At 71.7% G+C, this 17099-nt stretch carries 12 protein-coding genes and 1 pseudogene; 3 read left to right on the forward strand and 10 right to left on the reverse strand.

Features of this window, described 5'->3' with window-relative positions:
- Positions 1-260 precede the first annotated feature (260 nt).
- Complete coding sequence (locus tag IE145_RS25360) at positions 261-758, forward strand: phospholipase (protein ID WP_189527770.1); 498 nt, start codon at positions 261-263, stop codon at positions 756-758.
- 82 nt (positions 759-840) lie between these two features.
- Here IE145_RS25360 and IE145_RS25365 read toward each other — a convergent pair whose 3' ends face one another.
- The gene (locus IE145_RS25365) at positions 841-1926 is read right to left on the reverse strand and encodes a S1 family peptidase (RefSeq protein ID WP_444545681.1); all 1086 of its coding nucleotides are present in this window, start codon (positions 1924-1926) and stop codon (positions 841-843) included.
- A gap of 449 nt (positions 1927-2375) precedes the next feature.
- Between IE145_RS25365 and IE145_RS25370 the strand changes: the two genes are divergently transcribed.
- Positions 2376-3263 (forward strand): alpha/beta fold hydrolase, encoded by an 888-nt coding sequence (locus IE145_RS25370; protein ID WP_189527772.1) that lies wholly within the window; start codon positions 2376-2378, stop codon positions 3261-3263.
- A gap of 48 nt (positions 3264-3311) precedes the next feature.
- Here IE145_RS25370 and fxsT read toward each other — a convergent pair whose 3' ends face one another.
- From fxsT to fxsA, 5 genes and pseudogenes are all read right to left on the reverse strand, one after another.
- Positions 3312-7247, reverse strand: a complete 3936-nt coding sequence (gene fxsT / locus IE145_RS25375) for an FxSxx-COOH system tetratricopeptide repeat protein (protein ID WP_189527773.1) — start codon at positions 7245-7247, stop codon at positions 3312-3314.
- A complete protein-coding gene (fsxC, locus tag IE145_RS25380; protein ID WP_189527774.1) occupies positions 7244-8584 on the reverse strand; it encodes an FxsC protein in 1341 nt (446 codons plus the stop codon). The genes fxsT and fsxC overlap by 4 nt, the downstream gene beginning before the upstream one ends.
- Positions 8585-8657: 73 nt before the next feature.
- Positions 8658-9905: a radical SAM/SPASM protein FxsBH, inactivated beta-hydroxylase extension form gene (gene fxsBH, locus IE145_RS34010; RefSeq protein WP_373296635.1), complete on the reverse strand. Its 1248-nt coding sequence runs from the start codon at positions 9903-9905 to the stop codon at positions 8658-8660.
- A pseudogene (locus tag IE145_RS34015) lies at positions 9888-10991 on the reverse strand (FxsB family cyclophane-forming radical SAM/SPASM peptide maturase); the annotation flags it as partial. The gene fxsBH and the pseudogene IE145_RS34015, both read right to left, overlap by 18 nt.
- Positions 10992-11021: 30 nt before the next feature.
- A complete protein-coding gene (fxsA, locus tag IE145_RS25390) occupies positions 11022-11186 on the reverse strand; it encodes an FxSxx-COOH cyclophane-containing RiPP peptide (RefSeq protein WP_189527776.1) in 165 nt (54 codons plus the stop codon).
- A gap of 629 nt (positions 11187-11815) precedes the next feature.
- On the opposite strand from fxsA, the gene IE145_RS25395 reads away from it, so the two are divergent.
- On the forward strand, positions 11816-12742 hold the full coding sequence (locus IE145_RS25395) for a DUF4231 domain-containing protein (protein WP_189527777.1): 927 nt from the start codon (positions 11816-11818) through the stop codon (positions 12740-12742).
- Between the two features lie 27 nt (positions 12743-12769).
- On the opposite strand, the gene IE145_RS25400 is transcribed toward IE145_RS25395, so the two are convergent.
- From IE145_RS25400 to IE145_RS25415, 4 genes are all read right to left on the reverse strand, one after another.
- Positions 12770-13249 carry a hypothetical protein gene (locus tag IE145_RS25400; protein WP_189527778.1) on the reverse strand — a complete coding sequence of 160 codons (480 nt, stop codon included), beginning with the start codon at positions 13247-13249 and terminating at the stop codon, positions 12770-12772.
- Between the two features lie 188 nt (positions 13250-13437).
- Positions 13438-14337, reverse strand: a complete 900-nt coding sequence (locus tag IE145_RS25405) for a S1 family peptidase (RefSeq protein ID WP_189527779.1) — start codon at positions 14335-14337, stop codon at positions 13438-13440.
- 231 nt (positions 14338-14568) lie between these two features.
- Positions 14569-15390: a DUF1684 domain-containing protein gene (locus tag IE145_RS25410; RefSeq protein WP_189527780.1), complete on the reverse strand. Its 822-nt coding sequence runs from the start codon at positions 15388-15390 to the stop codon at positions 14569-14571.
- 260 nt (positions 15391-15650) lie between these two features.
- Positions 15651-16883, reverse strand: coding sequence for a DUF5685 family protein (locus tag IE145_RS25415; protein WP_189527781.1), 1233 nt, complete (start codon positions 16881-16883; stop codon positions 15651-15653).
- Positions 16884-17099: the final 216 nt, after the last annotated feature.

The following is a 17099-nucleotide window of genomic DNA, read 5'->3' on the forward strand; positions in this document are numbered from 1 at the left end:
TAAGCGAACGAGGGAAGTTACGCGTCGGTAAAAAATGGCGCGGCTCCGACCCGGATCACGTAGTGGGGACCGCCGGCCGCTCCCGGCCCCGCCCGGCCCGCCGGATCGGCGCCCCCTCCCGCCCCATCTCTATATCGATGTTCTGCGGGCCGAACACCCTAGAAATGACGGGTGCATGACGACATCCTGTTCCTGCCCCTCGCCCCACCCGACGAGGAGCACCCCAGGAGCAACTCCATTCACCCCCACGGAGGTCGTCCATGCGCCGTCGCTTCACGGTCCCGCTCGCCGCTGTCGCCCTGTCACTCCCCCTCGCCCTGGGCACCGCCGGTTCCGCGTCGGCCGCCCCCGCCGACAAACCCCAGGTGCTCAGCTCCTGGACCCAGACGAGCGCCACCAGCTACAACGCCTGGAACGCGGCCCGCAACAACCAGGGCGCCTGGGCTGCGTACGGCTTCAACTGGTCGACGGACTACTGCAGCAGCTCGCCCGACAACCCCTTCGGCTTCCCCTTCCGGAACTCCTGTGCCCGCCACGACTTCGGGTACCGGAACTACAAGGCCGCAGGCACGTTCTCCGCCAACAAGTCCCGGATCGACTCCGCCTTCTACGAGGACCTCAAGCGCGTGTGCGCCCGCTACTCGGGCGCGACGAAGACGTCGTGCAACGGCACCGCCTGGACCTACTACCAGGCCGTGAGGATCTTCGGCGTCTCCCCGGCGGACGCGGGCACCCGCAATCTGCCCCAGGCCGCCTGAGCCCGACCGCGCCAGGACGTACGGGAAGGGCCCCCGGCGGCAGAACCGGGGGCCCTTCCTCGCGCCGTCGTACGGTGGTGCGTCAGCCGATCTCCGCGCCGTAGGCGGCCAGGGCCTCCGGGACCGGCTGGAAGAAGGTCGTGCCGCCCGAGGAGCAGTCGCCGCTGCCGCCCGAGGTCAGACCGAGCGCGGTGTCGCCCGCGAAGAGGGCGCCGCCGCTGTCGCCCGGCTCGGCGCAGACCGTCGTCTCGATGAGGCCGTTGACGATGTCTCCGTTGCCGTAGTTGACCGTGGCGTCCAGGCCGGTGACCTCGCCGTCGTGCACCTGGGTCGTGGAGCCGCTGCGGGTGACCGCCTGGCCGACCGTCGCGTCGCCCGCCCGGGTGATCGCTCGGGTGGAGCCGTCGTAGAGGTTCACCTCGCTCGGGTGCTCGGTGTCCGAGGTGTACTTGACCAGGCCGTAGTCGTTCTCCGGGAAGCTGGAGCCCTCGTTCGCCCCGATCTCCGCGCCGCCCTGGGAGTCCGACCAGCTGGTGACCGACTCGGTGCAGTGGCCGGCGGTCAGGAAGTACGGCTCGCCGTCCTTGACCACGTTGAAGCCGAGCGAGCAGCGGGAGCCGGAGCCGAAGATCGCGTCGCCGCCCGCGATCAGCGGCTTGAACTCCCCCTTGGTCTTCGAGAGTTCGGCCTTGCCACCGAGACCGCCGACCACGGCCGAGAGCTTCTTCCAGGCGGCGCCGTCGACCGTGCTGTCGGCGGTGACCTTCACCTTGTTGGTCACCGGGTCGACCGCCCAGGAGGTACCCGGAATCGTCGCCCTGTCGGTGAGGGTCTGCCGGGCCGACTTCAGCTCGGCGAGGGAGTTCTCCACGATTCTGGCCCTGGCACCCGCCTGGCGGACCTGCTCGGCGCCGGCCTCGTCGACGACGTTCACGACGAGGGTCTTCGCCGTGGTGTCGTAGTACGAGCCCGCCGCGTCAGGGCCCAGATCACGGTTCAGGGAGTCGGCCAGCTTTCCGGCCGCGCCCGCGCTGAGGGTCTTGGCCGCGAACTGCGGCACATCGTCACTGGCGTTCGCGGACTGGAACGTAAATCCCGCTGCGACGAGGGCGACGACGGCCGAGCCGGCCAGCGTCGCGCGCTTCCTGGACATGCGTCGATGCTTCACGTTCGACCTCCTGTGGGGCCGTGCACGAAGCATGTGGGGTGCCCGTACACGGAGGATGGGGCGCCCACTATTCCGAGGCCGGGAAACGCACACAAGGCCGACTTCCGGACGTGCACACGACACCGACGCTTCACTCTCGGGTCGTTCACTTACCCCCGGTCATGCCATGTCGGTTCCCTTCGCAAACACCTGGTGCAACCGTCGGCGGTCTCAGGGTGAGGACTAGTCCTGTCCGGTATTCGCCCTCTCGGTCCGGATGGTGGCACGGTCCGTCCGGATGGCGACGGAAATCCTCGGCCGGCAGCCGTCCAGGACCTTCACAGTTCGTCGTCGACGAACGGTCCCCGTAACGCCCCTGATGGGTCATCATCGAAACGGCGGCAGGCACCGGCAGCGACATCGGGTCCGGGCCCGCCGGGTGACCGGGTGACCGAGCGGGGGAGGCACGGGTGCGCAATCGGGTGCTCGCGGCGGACGGGCGGCATCTGATGGTCGAACGGATGGGCGATCCCCGGGGAAGACCGGTCTTCCTCCTGCACGGCACCCCGGGCAGCAGGCTCGGCCCCGCTCCCCGCGGCATGGTCCTCTACCAGCGTCATACGCAGCTGATCGCCTACGACCGCCCGGGCTACGGCGGCAGCGACCGCCACGAGGGCCGGCGGATCAGCGACGTCGTCGGGGACGTCCGCGCGATCGCCGACGCGCTGGGGCTGGAGCGCTTCGCCGTGGTGGGCCGCTCCGGCGGGGCCCCGCACGCCCTGGCCTGCGCGGCCCTGATGCCGGAACGGGTCACCCGGACCGCGGCCCTCGTCAGTCTCGCGCCCCGGGACGCGGCCGGTCTCGACTGGTTCGAGGGGATGAGCGCGTCCAATGTGCTGGCGTACTCCACGGCGGCCGACGACCCGGAGTCCCTGGCGCGGTCCTTCATCGACCGCTCGGCGCAGATCCGGCGGGACCCGGTCCGGCTGCTCGACGATCTGCGCCGGGAGCTGACCGACTCCGACCGGCTGGTGGTCAACGACGCGGGCATCCGGTCCATGCTGCTGCGCAACTTCAGCGAGGGGCTGCGTCATTCGGCGTACGGCTGGATCGACGACGCCATCGCGTTCTGCCGCCCCTGGGGGTTCGATCCGTCCCGGATCACCGGCGAGGTGCTGCTCTGGCACGGGGTGAAGGACGTCTTCTCCCCGGTCGGCCACTCCCGCTGGCTGGCCGGGCAGATCCCGGGCGCCACCACCGTGCTGGAGCCGAGGGCGGCCCACTTCGACGCGTTCCCCATGCTCCCGCGCATCCTCGACTGGCTGCTGGAGGAGCGGAGGCAGTGCGGCGGGAAGTGACCCCGGCCGCCGCGCGCCGGGAGGACGGGCCTCCCGGCGCGCGGTGGATCACACCGGCATCGGCTCCAGCTCCCGCCGGAACCGCCCCTCGGTGCGGGCGATCCGCACCAGCGGGTGGTCGTCGCCGAGCTGGCGCGACAGCTCCACGACGATCTCCGACCGCAGCTGCGCCGCCTCGTCCTCCCGGCCCATCGCGTCGAGCGTGACCGCCATGTTCGAGGTCATCGCCAGGGTCTCCGGATGGTGCGCCCCGAGCGCTTCGCGGAACTGCCCCGACAGCCGCTGCTCGGTCTCCAGCACGATGTCCAGCTCGCCCCGGTCGGCCGTCGCCCCGGCCAGGTTCATCACACAGAACAGGGTGTTGGGGTGCTCCCGGCCGAACGCCTCCCGCATGGCGGCGACGACCTGGGTCAGCACCCGCTCCGCCGCCTCCGCCTCCCCGACGCCCGTCAGATAGACGCCGAGGTTGTTCTGCGCCGCCAGGGTGTACGGGTGCTTCTCCCCCGGCACCTTCATGTACTGGTCGACGACCTCCTGCGCGGTCTCCAGCGCCTCCGCGCTCTCGCCGGCCGCGAACAGGTCCGCCGCCAGGTTGAGATCGCAGGCCAGGGACTCGGGGTTGGCGATGGTGTACTTCGCCCGGTAGCGGGCACGGGTCGCCACCGTGAGACGCCGGGCGTCCTCCAGCCGGCCCGCCCTGCGCAGCGACACCGCGAGGCTCTTCGCGGCGCTCAGCGTGGTGGGGAAGGTGCGGCCCATCGTCTCCTTGAAGCTGTTGTACGTCGTGCTGAGCAGCCCCACCGAGTCCTCGTACCTGCCCACCTCCCGCAGGTCGCGCGCCAGGTTCATGGCGGAGGACAGGCTGTAGGGGTGGTCCGGCCCGAGCACCTGGGTACGCAGGTCGTAGACGTCCTGGTCGATCTCCCGGGCCCGGGCGTACTGCCCGACGCTGCGCAGGTTCAGGGCCAGGTTGTTGGCGGCGGCCAGGGTCCGGGGGTGGGAGTCGTGGAAGATCTGCCCGAACCCCTCGTGGGCCTCGGTCGCCATCTCGATCGCCCGTGCGTAGTCCCCGAGCAGCCCGAGGTCGATGGCCAGGCTGCTGGTGGTCATGTACGTGTGCGGATGCTCGGGCCCCAGCACCTCCCGCTGCCGCTCCAGGGTGACCTCGTCCAGCTCCCGCGCCTCCACGTAACGGCCGCGCGTACGCAGGATGTTGGAGAGGTGGAAGCGGAGGTAGAGGTACTGGAGGTCGCGTTCGCCCAGGTTCTCGCGCCAGATCTCGCGCAGGTCCTCGCCCAGCGCCCAGGCGGTCCTGATGTCGCCGCGCTTCCACAGGTAGCGGACGCGGTCGATCAGCAGCCTGCGGGTCTCCGGCTCCTTGCAGTTGCGGGCGTCGGAGGGGCCGAGGTGCGGCCAGATCGTGGCGAAGCGCGGCCAGGTGTCCGGGTTGTCTATCGGCTCGTCGTCGTCGGGGCGGGCCCCGGCGAGGATGCGGTGGACGACGTGCCGGGCTTCGCGCTGCTCCTCCTCGCTGAGCTGCGCCTTGATCACGGCCTGGACGAGGCGGTGCACCTGGATGGAGTTGGAGACCTGGTCGACCTTGGCCAGGGCGAAGCGGCCGATCTCCCGGATGACCCGGCCCAGCACCAGCTTCTCCTGGAGCGAGGAGTCGTACGGCTTCAGCGCGTCGATCATCTCCTTGCTGTAGAGGAGGTTCGCGGAGATCGGCTCGGGCGCGAAGAAGGCGCAGAGCTGGAGCAGCCGTACGGCGGCGGGCGAGCGCTCCTTGAGCCGGGCGATGGAGATGTTCCAGGTGGCGGCGACCGGTTCCGGGTAGCCGGCCGGCTGGTTGAGCGCGAGAACCTGGGGCGCCTGCTGGGCGAGCTGTTCGAGATAGGTGTCGATGGGGGTGGCGGTCTCCGCGATCCAGGCGGCCGCCTGCTCCACGGCGAGCGGCAGGTCGCCCACCGCGGTCGCGACCTGGGCGGCGTCCTCGTCGCTGAGCCCCGGGGCCCGGCGCTGGAGGTGCTCGATGGACTCCTCGCGCAGGAAGACGTCCACGGGCAGCGCGTCCCCGTGCTGGGACCAGCTCTGGTTGCGGGAGGTCACCAGGATGTGGCCGGAACCGCCCTGCGGGAAGTAGCGGCGCAGCTGCTCGGGGTCGTCCGCGTTGTCGAAGACCAGCAGCCAGCGGTCGGAGGGCACCCCGCGCCGCAGCAGGTCGACGGCCTCCTGGGAGGCGGCCGCGATGTCGTCGCCGCCCTGGGCGCCGAGCCGGGCGGCGAGTTCGGCGAGCGAGGCGACGACGTCGTCGGGCTGCTCGGACGATATCCACCAGACCAGGTCGTAGTCGGCCATGAAGCGGTGCACGTACTCCAGGGCCACCTGGGTCTTGCCGACGCCGCCGAGACCGTAGAGGGTCTGCGGCTGCGGCAGGACGACGGCCAGGCCGCCGCCGAGCTGGTCGCGCATCCGCTCCAGGACGAGCGAGCGGCCGGTGAAGCCGGGGTTGCGGGGCGGCGCGTTCCAGATCCTCGGTACGGTGCCGGGGAAGCGGGGCCCGGGCGAGACCCCGTCGGCCACCTGCACCGGGCGGTCCAGGGCCCGCATCACGGCGGTGGTGGCGTGCACCTCGTCCAGCCGGAAGAGGTCGACCGGGTTGCGGTCGATGTACGGGGAGGTCAGGCGTACGTCCCCGATCCGCAGCGGAACCAGTCGGCGGCGGCCGGTGCCGACGGCCTCGGCGGCGGTCCGTTCCCACAGCTCGACCGCCCGCTGGGACTTCAGATAGGCGCTGGAGAGCAGGACGACGGTGCGGGTGGCGTTGTCGGCGGTGGTGTCGGCCGCCTCCTCGGGCGGGCGTTCGGCGGAGACGTCGCGCGGCACGACCCGGAAACCGGCCCGGGTGAGGATCGATTCGAGCCAGTCGGCCCACATCCGGTTCTCCGCCACATAGCTGAGGTGGAGATCGGCGGGCAGGGCGGGCCTGCGCCGGGTGAAGGCGTCGCGGATCCGCAGCCGGACCTCTTCGCCGACCGGCGGCATCGAGGTGATCTCCCGGTCGGTGATGACCGCGGTGAGCCGTTCGAAGGCGGAGAGCAGCGAGTTGGTGAGCCCGGCCTCGTCGCCGAAGGTGGCCAGCGTCTCCTCGTAGGCGTAGTAGGGCCGGTACGGGATCTCCACCGCCCCCCAGTAGGCGGTGAGTTCGTCGCCGGACAGATCGCGCGGCAGCCGGTCGAACTTGAGCCGGGCCAGCGCCCGCCCGGCGTCCGCCTTCTCCTTCTCGCCCTCGTCGATGCGCATCGGCACGGGGTAGAGGGCGATGGGGCGGCCGGTGTTGCGCTCGGCGATCTGGCGGGCGACGGAGGCCGCGCCGTCGATGGACTGGTCGCTGAGGGTGAAGCAGTCGACGAGCACGTCCGGGAGGTGGACGGTGCAGATGTCGGCGATGTCGCTGAGGCCGGTCCGGCTGTCGATGAGGACGTAGTCGTAGTTCGCCTTCATGTCGTCGCGCAGGGCGTCGAAGAAGTGGCCGCCGCCGAACCGGTCGTAGAAGTTGTCCCAGTCGAAGGTGGAGACGGTGGCGCTGTACTCGCGGTTCTGCCGTCCGGCGGAGACGAAGTCGAGCGTGCCGCCCTGCGGGAACTCCCAGCCGAGCGACTCCGGGGTCAGCGACACGGCGTGCGGCTGGATGCGGGCGTAGTCGCGGTGCCAGTCCTCGGCGCGCTGGGCGGGGCTGGTCGCGGCCCAGGCGTATTCGGTGATCAGGTCGATCACACCGGTGGTGGCGCCGAGGGTGGCCGGGTCGAGGAAGGGGTGGAAGAACCGGTGGAGTCCGGGGGCTTCCAGGTCCCAGTCGACGGCCAGGACCCGCTTGCCGTTGGCCGCGAGGATCCAGGCGACGTTGGCGAGCGCCATGGTGCGCCCGGTACCGCCCTTGTACGAGTAGAAGGTGACGATGCGCCCGTCACGACCGGCACTCATAGGTCCTCCGCTTCCGTCGCAGGGTCGTGCGGGTCGGGTATGTAGCTCGTGTTGCCCATGGGGCCGGTGAGCCGGGTCCGCTCGCCGGATCCGCCGCCGGATCCGGGCGGGTAGGCCTTCGCGTGCTTGAGGTACTGCTGGGCGGCCACCTCGACCACCTGGGGCAGGAGCTGGCCGAACGCCTCCATGGTGGGCACTCCTTTCGCGGCGGCCCGGCAGAGGGCCCGGCCCTGGCCCATCTTGACCGGCATGACCGCTTCGAGCTTCTCGGTGAGCTCGGTCTCCGCGGCTCTGCTCTGGTGGTCGTCGCGGCTCCACGGGACGACCATGGTCACCCAGGGCCGGTTCTCCGCGTCGAAGGCGGCGAGCCTGCGGCAGTGGTCCTCGTCCCGCAGGGCCCAGCGGTCGACGAGCAGGATCTCGGGGGTGCTGGGCGGGGCCTTGCCGTCGTGCCGGTCCTCGTCGAACGAGGTGATGACGGCCTGGTAGTTGAGCGAGCGGACCAGTTCCTCGGCCACATAGGCCAGCGGCCGGGCGGAGGCGGGGTAGTACGGGTTCCAGTCCTGGGGATGGTCGCCGTAGTGGTCGCTGTTGCGGCCGTCGGGCAGATCGTGGCGGGTGGGTGCCGCGATGGTGATCTGCATCGGCCGGGGGGCGCCGACTCCGCTGCTGGGGGAGCCGAAGGCGCTGGGGGCGAGGCGGTAGTCGACGGGCCGGCCGGTGTCGATGCGGACCGAGTCGGCGACGCTGACGATGCGTTTGGCCAGTTCGTAGACGGCCCGTTCGTACTCCTCGGCGAAGAGCCTGAGCTTGATCAGACCGTAGAGGCCGTCGCTGACGTACCGTTCGCCGAAGTCGCGGTGGTTGAACTGCAACCGCTCGGCGGATCCCGGCAGTTGGCTCGGGGGCACCGGAACCCAGAGCGCGGGGACGATGGCCTCGGCCGGCTGGTTGGAGCGGGCCCGGTGGTGGATGGCCCGCTGTTCGAAGGCGTACCACTCCTTGCCGCACATCTCGCTGGCGAAGTAGCGCGGTGAGAACAGCGGAACGAAGACCCGGCAGGTGGCGAGGACGTCGCCGAGCCGTTCCGACCAGCCCTCCCCGGAGCGTATCTCCCGGTCCATGAATCCCGCGGGCGCGCCGGCGGGTAAGTCGGTCATGGCCATCACATGGCCGCAGAGGTCCTGGAAAAGCCGCTCGACCCACATATCGGGGTCCGTGCCGGCGCCGTACCCGGGCGTGTGGGCGTAACTCAGAAAGAAATACGGCCGATGGCCCACCGCTCGCTGTTGCGTCGATGCGTGCACACGACCCCCGTCCTGTATGAGCACTCGCATCCCGGAAGGAGGAAGGGAGTGCAAGCGAACTCATCATTCCGGAGCGGGCCGCGTTCCAGCCCCTCCCGTTCGGTCATTCGAACGTCACTTTCCGGTCAGACACCAGGACGTTCGTTCCCTGACCGGCCGGCGAGAGGCCCCTGCCGTGATTCTTTCCGGCCGTACTCCGCGTTCCGCTGATCTCCTTGCGGACAGCGGCGATCAGTTGTTTTCCGTCGACCGTCACCTCCGCCGCGTTTTCGATCATGTCGAGTGCTTCCGGGACACCCGTGAGGAAGCGTGGATCGTAAAGCCCGAGCCCCGCCCGTTCGTATGTCTCGGCCAGCAGTCGGGAGAACGTCACGGGGTCGTTCCCCCAAGGCGTTCGATGTTCCCAGGTGCCGTCCAGGGCGTAAAGATCCGTCACTTCACCGAGCGCGCGCAGTTTCGCCCGGCGGAATCCGCTGAGCAGACCGAGTGCCAGCTCTCTCGCGCCGGTCACGGGGTCGGCGCCGAGCGCCCCGGGACCGTGGCGCCCCGGCGCGGCGCCCCCGGTGGTCAGCGGGGTCAGCGTGGTGAGCGTACGGGCGGCCTCGGCGGCCTGGTCCGGTACGGCGTCGGTCAGCAGCGCCCAGGCCTCGGCGATCCGGTGCGCCCAGGTCTCGGCGCCCTCGATCGGGAGGCGGCCGGTCACGGGGGCGTCGAAGCAGGCGCGGAGGGGGTCGAGGTCGTCCAGCAGGAGGGCGGGGGCGGGCGACCGGCGCAGGACGCGCACGGGGAGCCAGTGCGGTCCTTCGGGCTCGTCGGGTGCGATGCGCACCTCCGTGCCGGGCGCGGCGTCCCGAGGGCGGACGAGGAAGCCGTCGCCGGTGGCCCGCACCACCGCCGTGCCCCCTTCCCCCGGCCCGCCGAGGACCACGGTGCCGAGGGTGGGCAGGTGGAGGCCCCCGTCGCGGTAGGCCACGGGGACGGGCAGGTCGAGCCGGGCGCGGACGGCGGCGGCGGCCACGGTCGCGGCGAGCCGTTCGGCGGCGGGTTCCGCGATCCCCCGGCCGGCGTCGAGGTCCGCGAGGGCGTCGACCAGCCAGGTGCGGGTGTAGGGGTGCGCGAGGACCGCGTCGAGCGCGTCGGCGCCGGACGCGTCCGCCTCGATGGCCGCCGCGAGCCGCCAGGCGTCGTCCCAGAGCGCTCCGCCCCGCCCGCCGAGGGTGTCGTGGACCACGGCGAGCAGGGTCCGGGTCAGGTCCTGGTGGGCGGCGAGCAGGGCGTCGGGCGAGCGGACGGCGGGTGACCCGGTGGCGGCGGCGGTCCGTTCCTCGATGCCCCGGATCAGGGCGGCCAGGTCGTCGCAGTACACGGAGGGGTTGTCGAAGCCGCCGCCGGAGGTGTCGTCGGAGCGGTAGCGGTGGGTGTAGAGCCCGCCGCCGCACGAGCGTACGACCGGGCAGCGGCGGCAGGTCTCGCTGACGCCCGCCAGACCGAGCTGCCGGGCCCGGACGCCGGGGTGGGCGGCGGCCTCGTCGAAGGTGTTGCGGAAGACGTCGAACCCGGTGGCGGCGGCGCCCTCGTAGGCGCTCTTGAGCGAGTCGACCTGTTCCAGCGTGCCGTCGGTCTCGATGACGACGAGGTCGGTGGGGGCGAGGCCCAGGGACTCGGTGAGGCTGGGGCCGCCGCTCAGGCTGGAGAGCACCGAGGCGAACATCCGGACGGGCATCGGGCGGCCCTGTTCCGTCCAGCGGTCGAAGACCGTCAGGAGCCATGCGGCGTACGCGGTGGGCGATCCGTCCGGGCGCGGCGGCGGCTCGTCCCAGGTGGCGTGGGGCAGCAGGAAGTCGACGAGCGGGGGTTCGAGCGCGGCGAGGGCGTCGTGCACGGCCACCGGGTCGTTGTGGATGTCGACCGTGCAGAGCAGGCCGAGGTCCAGGTGGCGGTGGCGCTCCTCGCGGAGCAGGCCGACCGCGCGCAGCACCATCGGGTGGCTGCTGCGTCCGTCGGCGTACCGGCGGTGGCGGTCGTTGGCGGCGCGGTCGCCGTCGAGCGAGATCCCGACCCGGACGTGGAACTCGTCGAAGAGGTCGAGGTAACGGGGGCTGAGCTGGACGCCGTTGGTGTGGATCCTGAGGTCCAGCTCAGCGATGCCGTTCAGGGCCGAGCCGAGCTCCTCGCAGACCCGGCGCAGTCGCGCGGGCCCTGCCAGAAGCGGTTCCCCGCCGTGCAGGATCACTGTGACGGAGGGAAGCGCATGAGTGGTCGCATGCTCGGCCAGACGCCGGGCCGTCCAGGAAATCGCCTCGTCGGAGATGACTTTCGGTCGGGTCAGCCAGCTCTGATCTGCGTGTTCGTAGACGTAGCAGTGGTCGCAGGCGAGATCGCACCTGCTGTGCACTTTGAGAACGAATTCACGGAAGGGGACCAGGGGTCCTGTCATTCCGCCATTCTAGCCAGTTCTGACGCCTGCTCAGAGAGCGGAATTGAACGTGGAGATCCGGGTGGACCGGGCCGTGGTCGCACCGCATACGCGGTTGATCTTCGTGACGGCGTCGGCGCTGCGGACGTCGGTCGCCGCGAGGGTTGCGCGGATCTTCGCAGGGGCGAAGTCGGGGGTGGTTCCGTAGGTCTTCACGGCCGTCCTAGGGGGATCCTGAAGGGGTCTGTTTCCGGACATTGAAACGCTGCCGGATTCCGTCTCATCACACGGCCCGGCACGCGCACTTTACTACCGGCGGGGTCCCTCCACATGCCGGCGGAACAGCCTTCACTCCAGTGTTTCGAAAGTCGAAACAGGCCTTCCGTTCCGCCTCTTGGGTGAGCGGGACGGGAGCGACGGGACCCGCGGGCGGGAAAGCCGGCTTCCGCATCGCCGGCTTCCGCAGGTGGGAGGCTTGCGGGCGGCTCCGGAGCCCGCCCGGACCCCAGGCGGTCGCGCGAACCGCGAGGCGCCCGCGGCGGCCTCGCCGGGCCGCCGGGACCTCCTGGCGGGGCCCGTGATTCACTCGTTCACCGGCTCCGCTCCGGGACGGGCGCCCTCCGCGCGGCGGTCACGGCGTCCGCGCCCCGGCCCGGGACCGGGCAGGGAGCCGCCCGGCCTCCCGGCACGCCCTGCCCGGACGTGGCCGAACCCTGTCGTGGCGGCCGTCCGGGGGGCCATGGCGCTCTTGCCCGGTCCTGCACTCCCCTCCTACTCTCGTGGGCCCGGGAGGGTCGGGCGCGACGGCCGGCCGGGTCATACGACAACTGCAGACGGAGGCGACCATGACGGCGTTGCCCGAGCCGCTGAGATCCATGGTCTTCAGGAACGACGATCTGCCCGAGCTGTTCCATCACACGGACGCGGTCGCCGTGGCCCGCCAGCGCGAGGCCGTGAACACGACCCGGGTGCAGCTGGCGCTGCTCGTGGCCGGCACGGTGCCCGCGGCGCTGCCCTGGCCCGCCGACGACGGGCCCGCGGCCCGGGCGCTGTACGGCGCGGCGGTGCTGGCCTATCTGGGCGTGCTCTTCACGACCTTCCTCGCCTCCCAGCGCAAAGCAAAGTCGCATTGGCAACTCAACCGCTCCGCAGCCGAGTTCATCAAATCGAACTGCTGGCGCTACGCGGTGCACGGCGCCCCGTTCGACAGCGCGTCCGAGCATCCGGAGGCGCTGTTCGCCAACCGCCTGGAGGACGGTCTCCAGGAGCTGCGGAAGGTGGGCTGGGCCGATCCGCGCGAGGAGCTGCCGGATTCCGGCGGCCTCATCACGGAGTCCATGCGCGCGTTGCGGAACAAGGCCTACACGGTCCGCAAGGAGACGTACGTACGGGACCGGCTCATCGAACAGCGCCGCTGGTACCGCCGGCGTCAGCAGGCTTCCCGGCGCGGGGCGCTCATGTGGTCGGGCGCCATCGTCGCGCTGACGCTCCCGGCGCTGGCGCTGAGCGTGCTCCAGACCTTCGGGGTGGGGCGGTCGTTCGGTCTGACGGGGGCGCTGTCCGCGGCCGCGGCGGCCTGTCTCGCCTGGAACGAGATGCGCCGGCACCATCCGCTAATCTCGGCGCACTCGCTGGTGGAGCAGGACCTGGAGTCGATGCAGGCCGCCATGGAGACCACCCTCACCGAGCGGCACTGGCCGGCGGCGGTGTTCGAGACCGAGCGGATCGTGTCACCCGAGCACACCGACTGGCTGGTCCGGCACCGCGTGTGAGCCACTTGGCCGCCACCCCGGCGCCGGTCAGCCGCGCAGCACCCCGTCGCGCCAGATCACGGTGACCGGGCGGCCCAGGGCGCGGGCGTACGTCACGATGTCGCCCGTGCCGCCGAGGCCCCGGGCGGGGAGGCCGTCCCAGACCGCGAGCAGCCGGTCGCAGTGGTCGGCGATGTAGGCGCCCGCCGCGTAGTACGCCTCGTCGGTGGAGTGCGGGAAGCCGAGCCGGACCTCGCGGGCCGCCCGGGCCTTGAGCGTCCGGTAGCGGGCGAGGTCGGCGGCGTTGTCGAAGCAGGCCTCGTAGTCGCCGCTGGGGATCACGGCGGTCAGTTCGGCGCCGCAGGTGAGGGCGAGGTCGGCGAAGAGCTGGTCGGCGCCGACCGCCAGGCTGGAGAGGGCCTGGGTGGCACGGTCGAGTCCGCAGAGCGCGGACCGCATTCCGGCGAGCACATGGGCCTCCGCCTCGGCGGGGATGGAGCGGTGACCGGTCACTCCGATGCGATACACGGACCTGCTACCCCCTGACGCCAGTGGAGCGCACCCCGGGAGCGCCCCCGCCCCCTGCCGCCCCGTCACGACGATCCGTCGTGCCGACATCCTCTCAAGAGCCCCCCGGCGAGCGGGAGCCCCCGTCCGGAATTCCGGACGGGGGCACGTATGTACGGACTGCTCCGTACCTGATCCGGCGGGGCCGGTCAGTACACGCTGACGCCGTACGCGTTCAGGGCTTCCACGACCGGCTGGAAGAAGGTCGTGCCGCCAAAGGAGCAGTTGCCGCTGCCACCGGAGGTGAGACCGATCGCCCGGGTGCCGGAGTAGAGCGGGCCGCCGGAGTCGCCGGGCTCGGCGCACACGTTGGTGCGGATCATGCCGTAGACGACGTCGCCGCCCCCGTAGTTGACGGTGGCGTTGAGTCCGGTGACCGATCCGCTGTGGGTGCCGGTGGTGGAGCCGCGGCGGGTGACGGCCATGCCGACGGTGGCGTTGGCGGCGCTGGTGATGTCCTGGTTGCCGACGGTGCCGCTCTTGGTGATGCTGCTGTTGGTGTAGCGCACGATGCCGTAGTCGTTGTTCGGGAAGCTCGATCCGGCGGTCGTGCCGAGCACCGTGGTACGGGCCGAGTTGGCCCACCAGGTGGACGCGCCGTCGGTGCAGTGACCGGCGGTGAGGAAGTAATAGGTGCTGCCGCTGCGGACGTTGAAGCCCAGCGAGCAGCGTCCGGTGTTCGAGTAGATCGCGTCGCCGCCGGAGATCAGCTTGGTGAACTTGCCGGGGGTGCGTTCGATCCGCAGCGCGCCGGCGTTGGTGCCCGCCGACTTCTTGATCTGCTTGATCTCCGCCTGCGAGACCGTGCTGTCGACGGTCACGACGAGGCGCTTGGTCTGCGGGTCGATGTTCCAGGCGGTGCCCGCGATGTCGGCGCCGAGCACGGCGTCGCTCGCCGCGGTCAGCTGGTTGGCGCTGAACGTTCGGGGGGTTTCGGCGTTCGCGGTGGGGATGGCCATCGCCGCGACGGCGGCGAGCCCCGCGAGGACGGCCGTGGTACGGACGCGTCTCGCCGCTTTGGAGCGGTTGTTGGTGCGCTTGATCCTCACGTCGGGTTCCTCCGAGGGGAATCGGGGGCCCTCCTGTGGGGTGGCGGGCCCGTGAGGCGCAGTCGGGGGCTTGTCCGGGTTCCGGAATTGCCGTGCCCCTGACAATCGCTGACCGGAGTATCGAGGGGCCCGGACGGGAGACGCAAGAATGCCTTTCGGCCACACGGTCCCCCCAGGCCTCCGGCCCCGGGAGCCGTGGGGCTGCCGGGGCCGGAGAGGCCACTCGCGGGGTCAGGCGTCGATCCGGTTCCGCTCCCCCGCCGGGACCGCCACCGTGAGCGTGTTGCCCGGGGGCGGGAAGGGGCAGATGAAGTGATCGGCGAAGGCGCACGGCGGCAGCAGCGCGCGGTTGAAGTCGAGGCTGACGCTGCCGTCGCCGGCGGGCGCGCCGGGCCGCAGGAAGCGGAAGCGGTAACTGCTGTCCCCGCTGGTCACATCGGCGAAGACGGCCCACAGCGATCCATCGGGCTCGACCGCGACCTGGAGCGTGTGCTCCTGGCCGTCGACCGTGAAGGCGACCTCCCCGCCGAGCCCGAGCCCGCGCTCGACCCCGTCCGCGTTGGCCACCCGTACGGTCCGGTCGGCGTACGGGCGGAAGGTCCCGGGCAGCGTCCAGCGGGGGTCGTACGGGGTGGCCTCGATGGTCGAGAAGGCGTGCCGGGCCGGTGATCCCGGGTCGAAGTCCCGTACCGCCCACAGCCCTTCGCGGCGGAGGACCACCAGCCGCCGCTCCCCCCGGGCGACCCGGGAGTCGTCGATGGGTCCGCGGTCCGCGCCGAGCCGGACCTCGCCGGTCAGGGGCTTGCCGTCGACGACGATGCCGTCCTCGGCGGCCGCCGTGAGGACCACCGCGTCGCCGTCCTCGCGCCAGCGACCGGGCACGGCCGGAATTCGACCTTCCGGGTAGTCGGCGAGCCAGTGGGTCCCGGTCAGGGAGAGCGGGCCGTACGGGGCGGCGACGGCGACGACGCGCCCTTCGTGCCACCGCTGCCAGTCCCGCGCGGCGTCCGGCCCGCCGCCGCCCTGATCCTGCTGCTGTGCGTCGGTGCTCATGCGGCCAACCTTTCCACACCGGCTCCGGGAGGCCGAGGTGCGACCGCAGTGGCGCCGGTGCAGCCGGAGCGGAACGCGCCGCTCTCCCGCAGGAGCAAAACGGCCCTCGACGACGTCGTCCGGGCCTCGGGCCGGCCGGATCCAGGAGCACGGCGCCGACGGCCGCACACCGGGGAAGCGGGGCGCCACCGGGTCCGCGATCGAGCCCACCGAGCCCGCACCGCCCGGGGCGAGGTGACCGGGTGTCAGCCCTGCCCGCCTCAGCAGTCGCAGCCGCAGGAATCGCCGCAACAGCAGCAGCCCTCGCCGCACTGACCGCAGCAGTTGCACGCCTCGCAGCAGTCGCCGCAGCTCTGGCACGGCGCCTGCCGCCGCTCCCGGCTCCAGGGGTCCTCGAAGCTCCCGCAGCACATCTGGCAGGTGCAGGCGAGCCCGACCCAGACCAGGCAGCCCGCGATCAGCCCGCGCCGGTCGCGGGGCGGCTGCGGCGGAGGCGGCGGGGAGCCGGGGCCGCCGGGGGCGTAGGGGTTGCCGGGCGGCGCCCCGTACGGATTGCCCGGCGGGGGGCCGAAGGAGCCGTCCGGGGTCAGCGGCCCCTGGCCCTCCTGGCCTTCCTGGCCCTCTCGATGCGAGCAGGAGGAGGTGCCGAACGCGCGGTCGACCGAGCGCCGCAGTTCGTGGGCGAGCAGGACGTGGACGAGCTTGCCGTCGGTGAACTCCACCTCGCGCAGCGCGAGCCGTACGCCGTGCAGCGCGTCGTCGCAGAGCCGGCGTGCCTCGGCGAGCGGGGTGCCGGTGGCGGTCAGCGGGTTCCAGGCGCCCGACGCGGCATCGGCCTCCCGGTCCTCGACCGCGTCCAGCAGATGGGCGAGCCGCCCGAAGAGCCGGCCGGCCTCCGCGAGGGGCGCGGCGTTCTGCGGCTTCCCGGCGAGGTGGGCGGTGTGGGCGAAGGCGGCGGCGGTGGCGGTCTCGGTGGGCTCGGTGACCGTCAGCAGCGGGGTGCCGATCCCGGCGAGCGTCTCGATGCCGGTCTGCCGGTCGACCGCGTCGACCAGGAGGGCGGTGTCGAAGCCGAGGGCCGCCCCGGTCCGGGCGCCCGCCCGGTCCCATCCGGCGGCGACCCGGCGCGCGGCGGCGGCGACCGGACGGCGGGCCAACAGCCCGTCCCGGTCGGCGACGTGGTCGCGGACCTTGGCCGAGGCGAGGACGAGCGAGACGGCGGCAGCGAGCCGGGCCCCCTCGCCCTGGGCGACCGGTGCGGCGCGCATGGCGCGCAGCGGGCAGGGGCCCGCGGTGCGACGGCCGCCGGGTACGAGGCCCGTCTGAGCCTCCGTCAGGACGGAGACGATGAGGCCGTCATAGTTCGTCACGATACGGGCGAACTGTCCGTGATCCGCCCTCAGGGCCAGGCAGAGGCCGCAGAGATGGGCCGTCCACTCGACTCTGAGACCTTCGGAGAGACGGTGGGTGCAGGGCCTGACGATTCCGAACACGACGATCCCCCGGGAGCCGTTCAACCGGTGCGCGACGCTCGCGCACCGGGGCGTCGTGCATCGTAATCCAGCCACCGTTCACCCGTCCGTCGGCAGGATCACCCGTACGGCTCGAAGCATCATATTTTCTTTTTGCAACCCCCCTTATGCAGGACGAACCCTGACGAATCGCCACATCCTCTGCACCAGTAGCGTCACGAATCGCCTGCGAGCCGA

The sequence above is a fragment of the Streptomyces sindenensis genome (assembly GCF_014649035.1).
In the GTDB taxonomy this organism is placed as follows: Bacteria; Actinomycetota; Actinomycetes; order Streptomycetales; family Streptomycetaceae; genus Streptomyces; species Streptomyces sindenensis.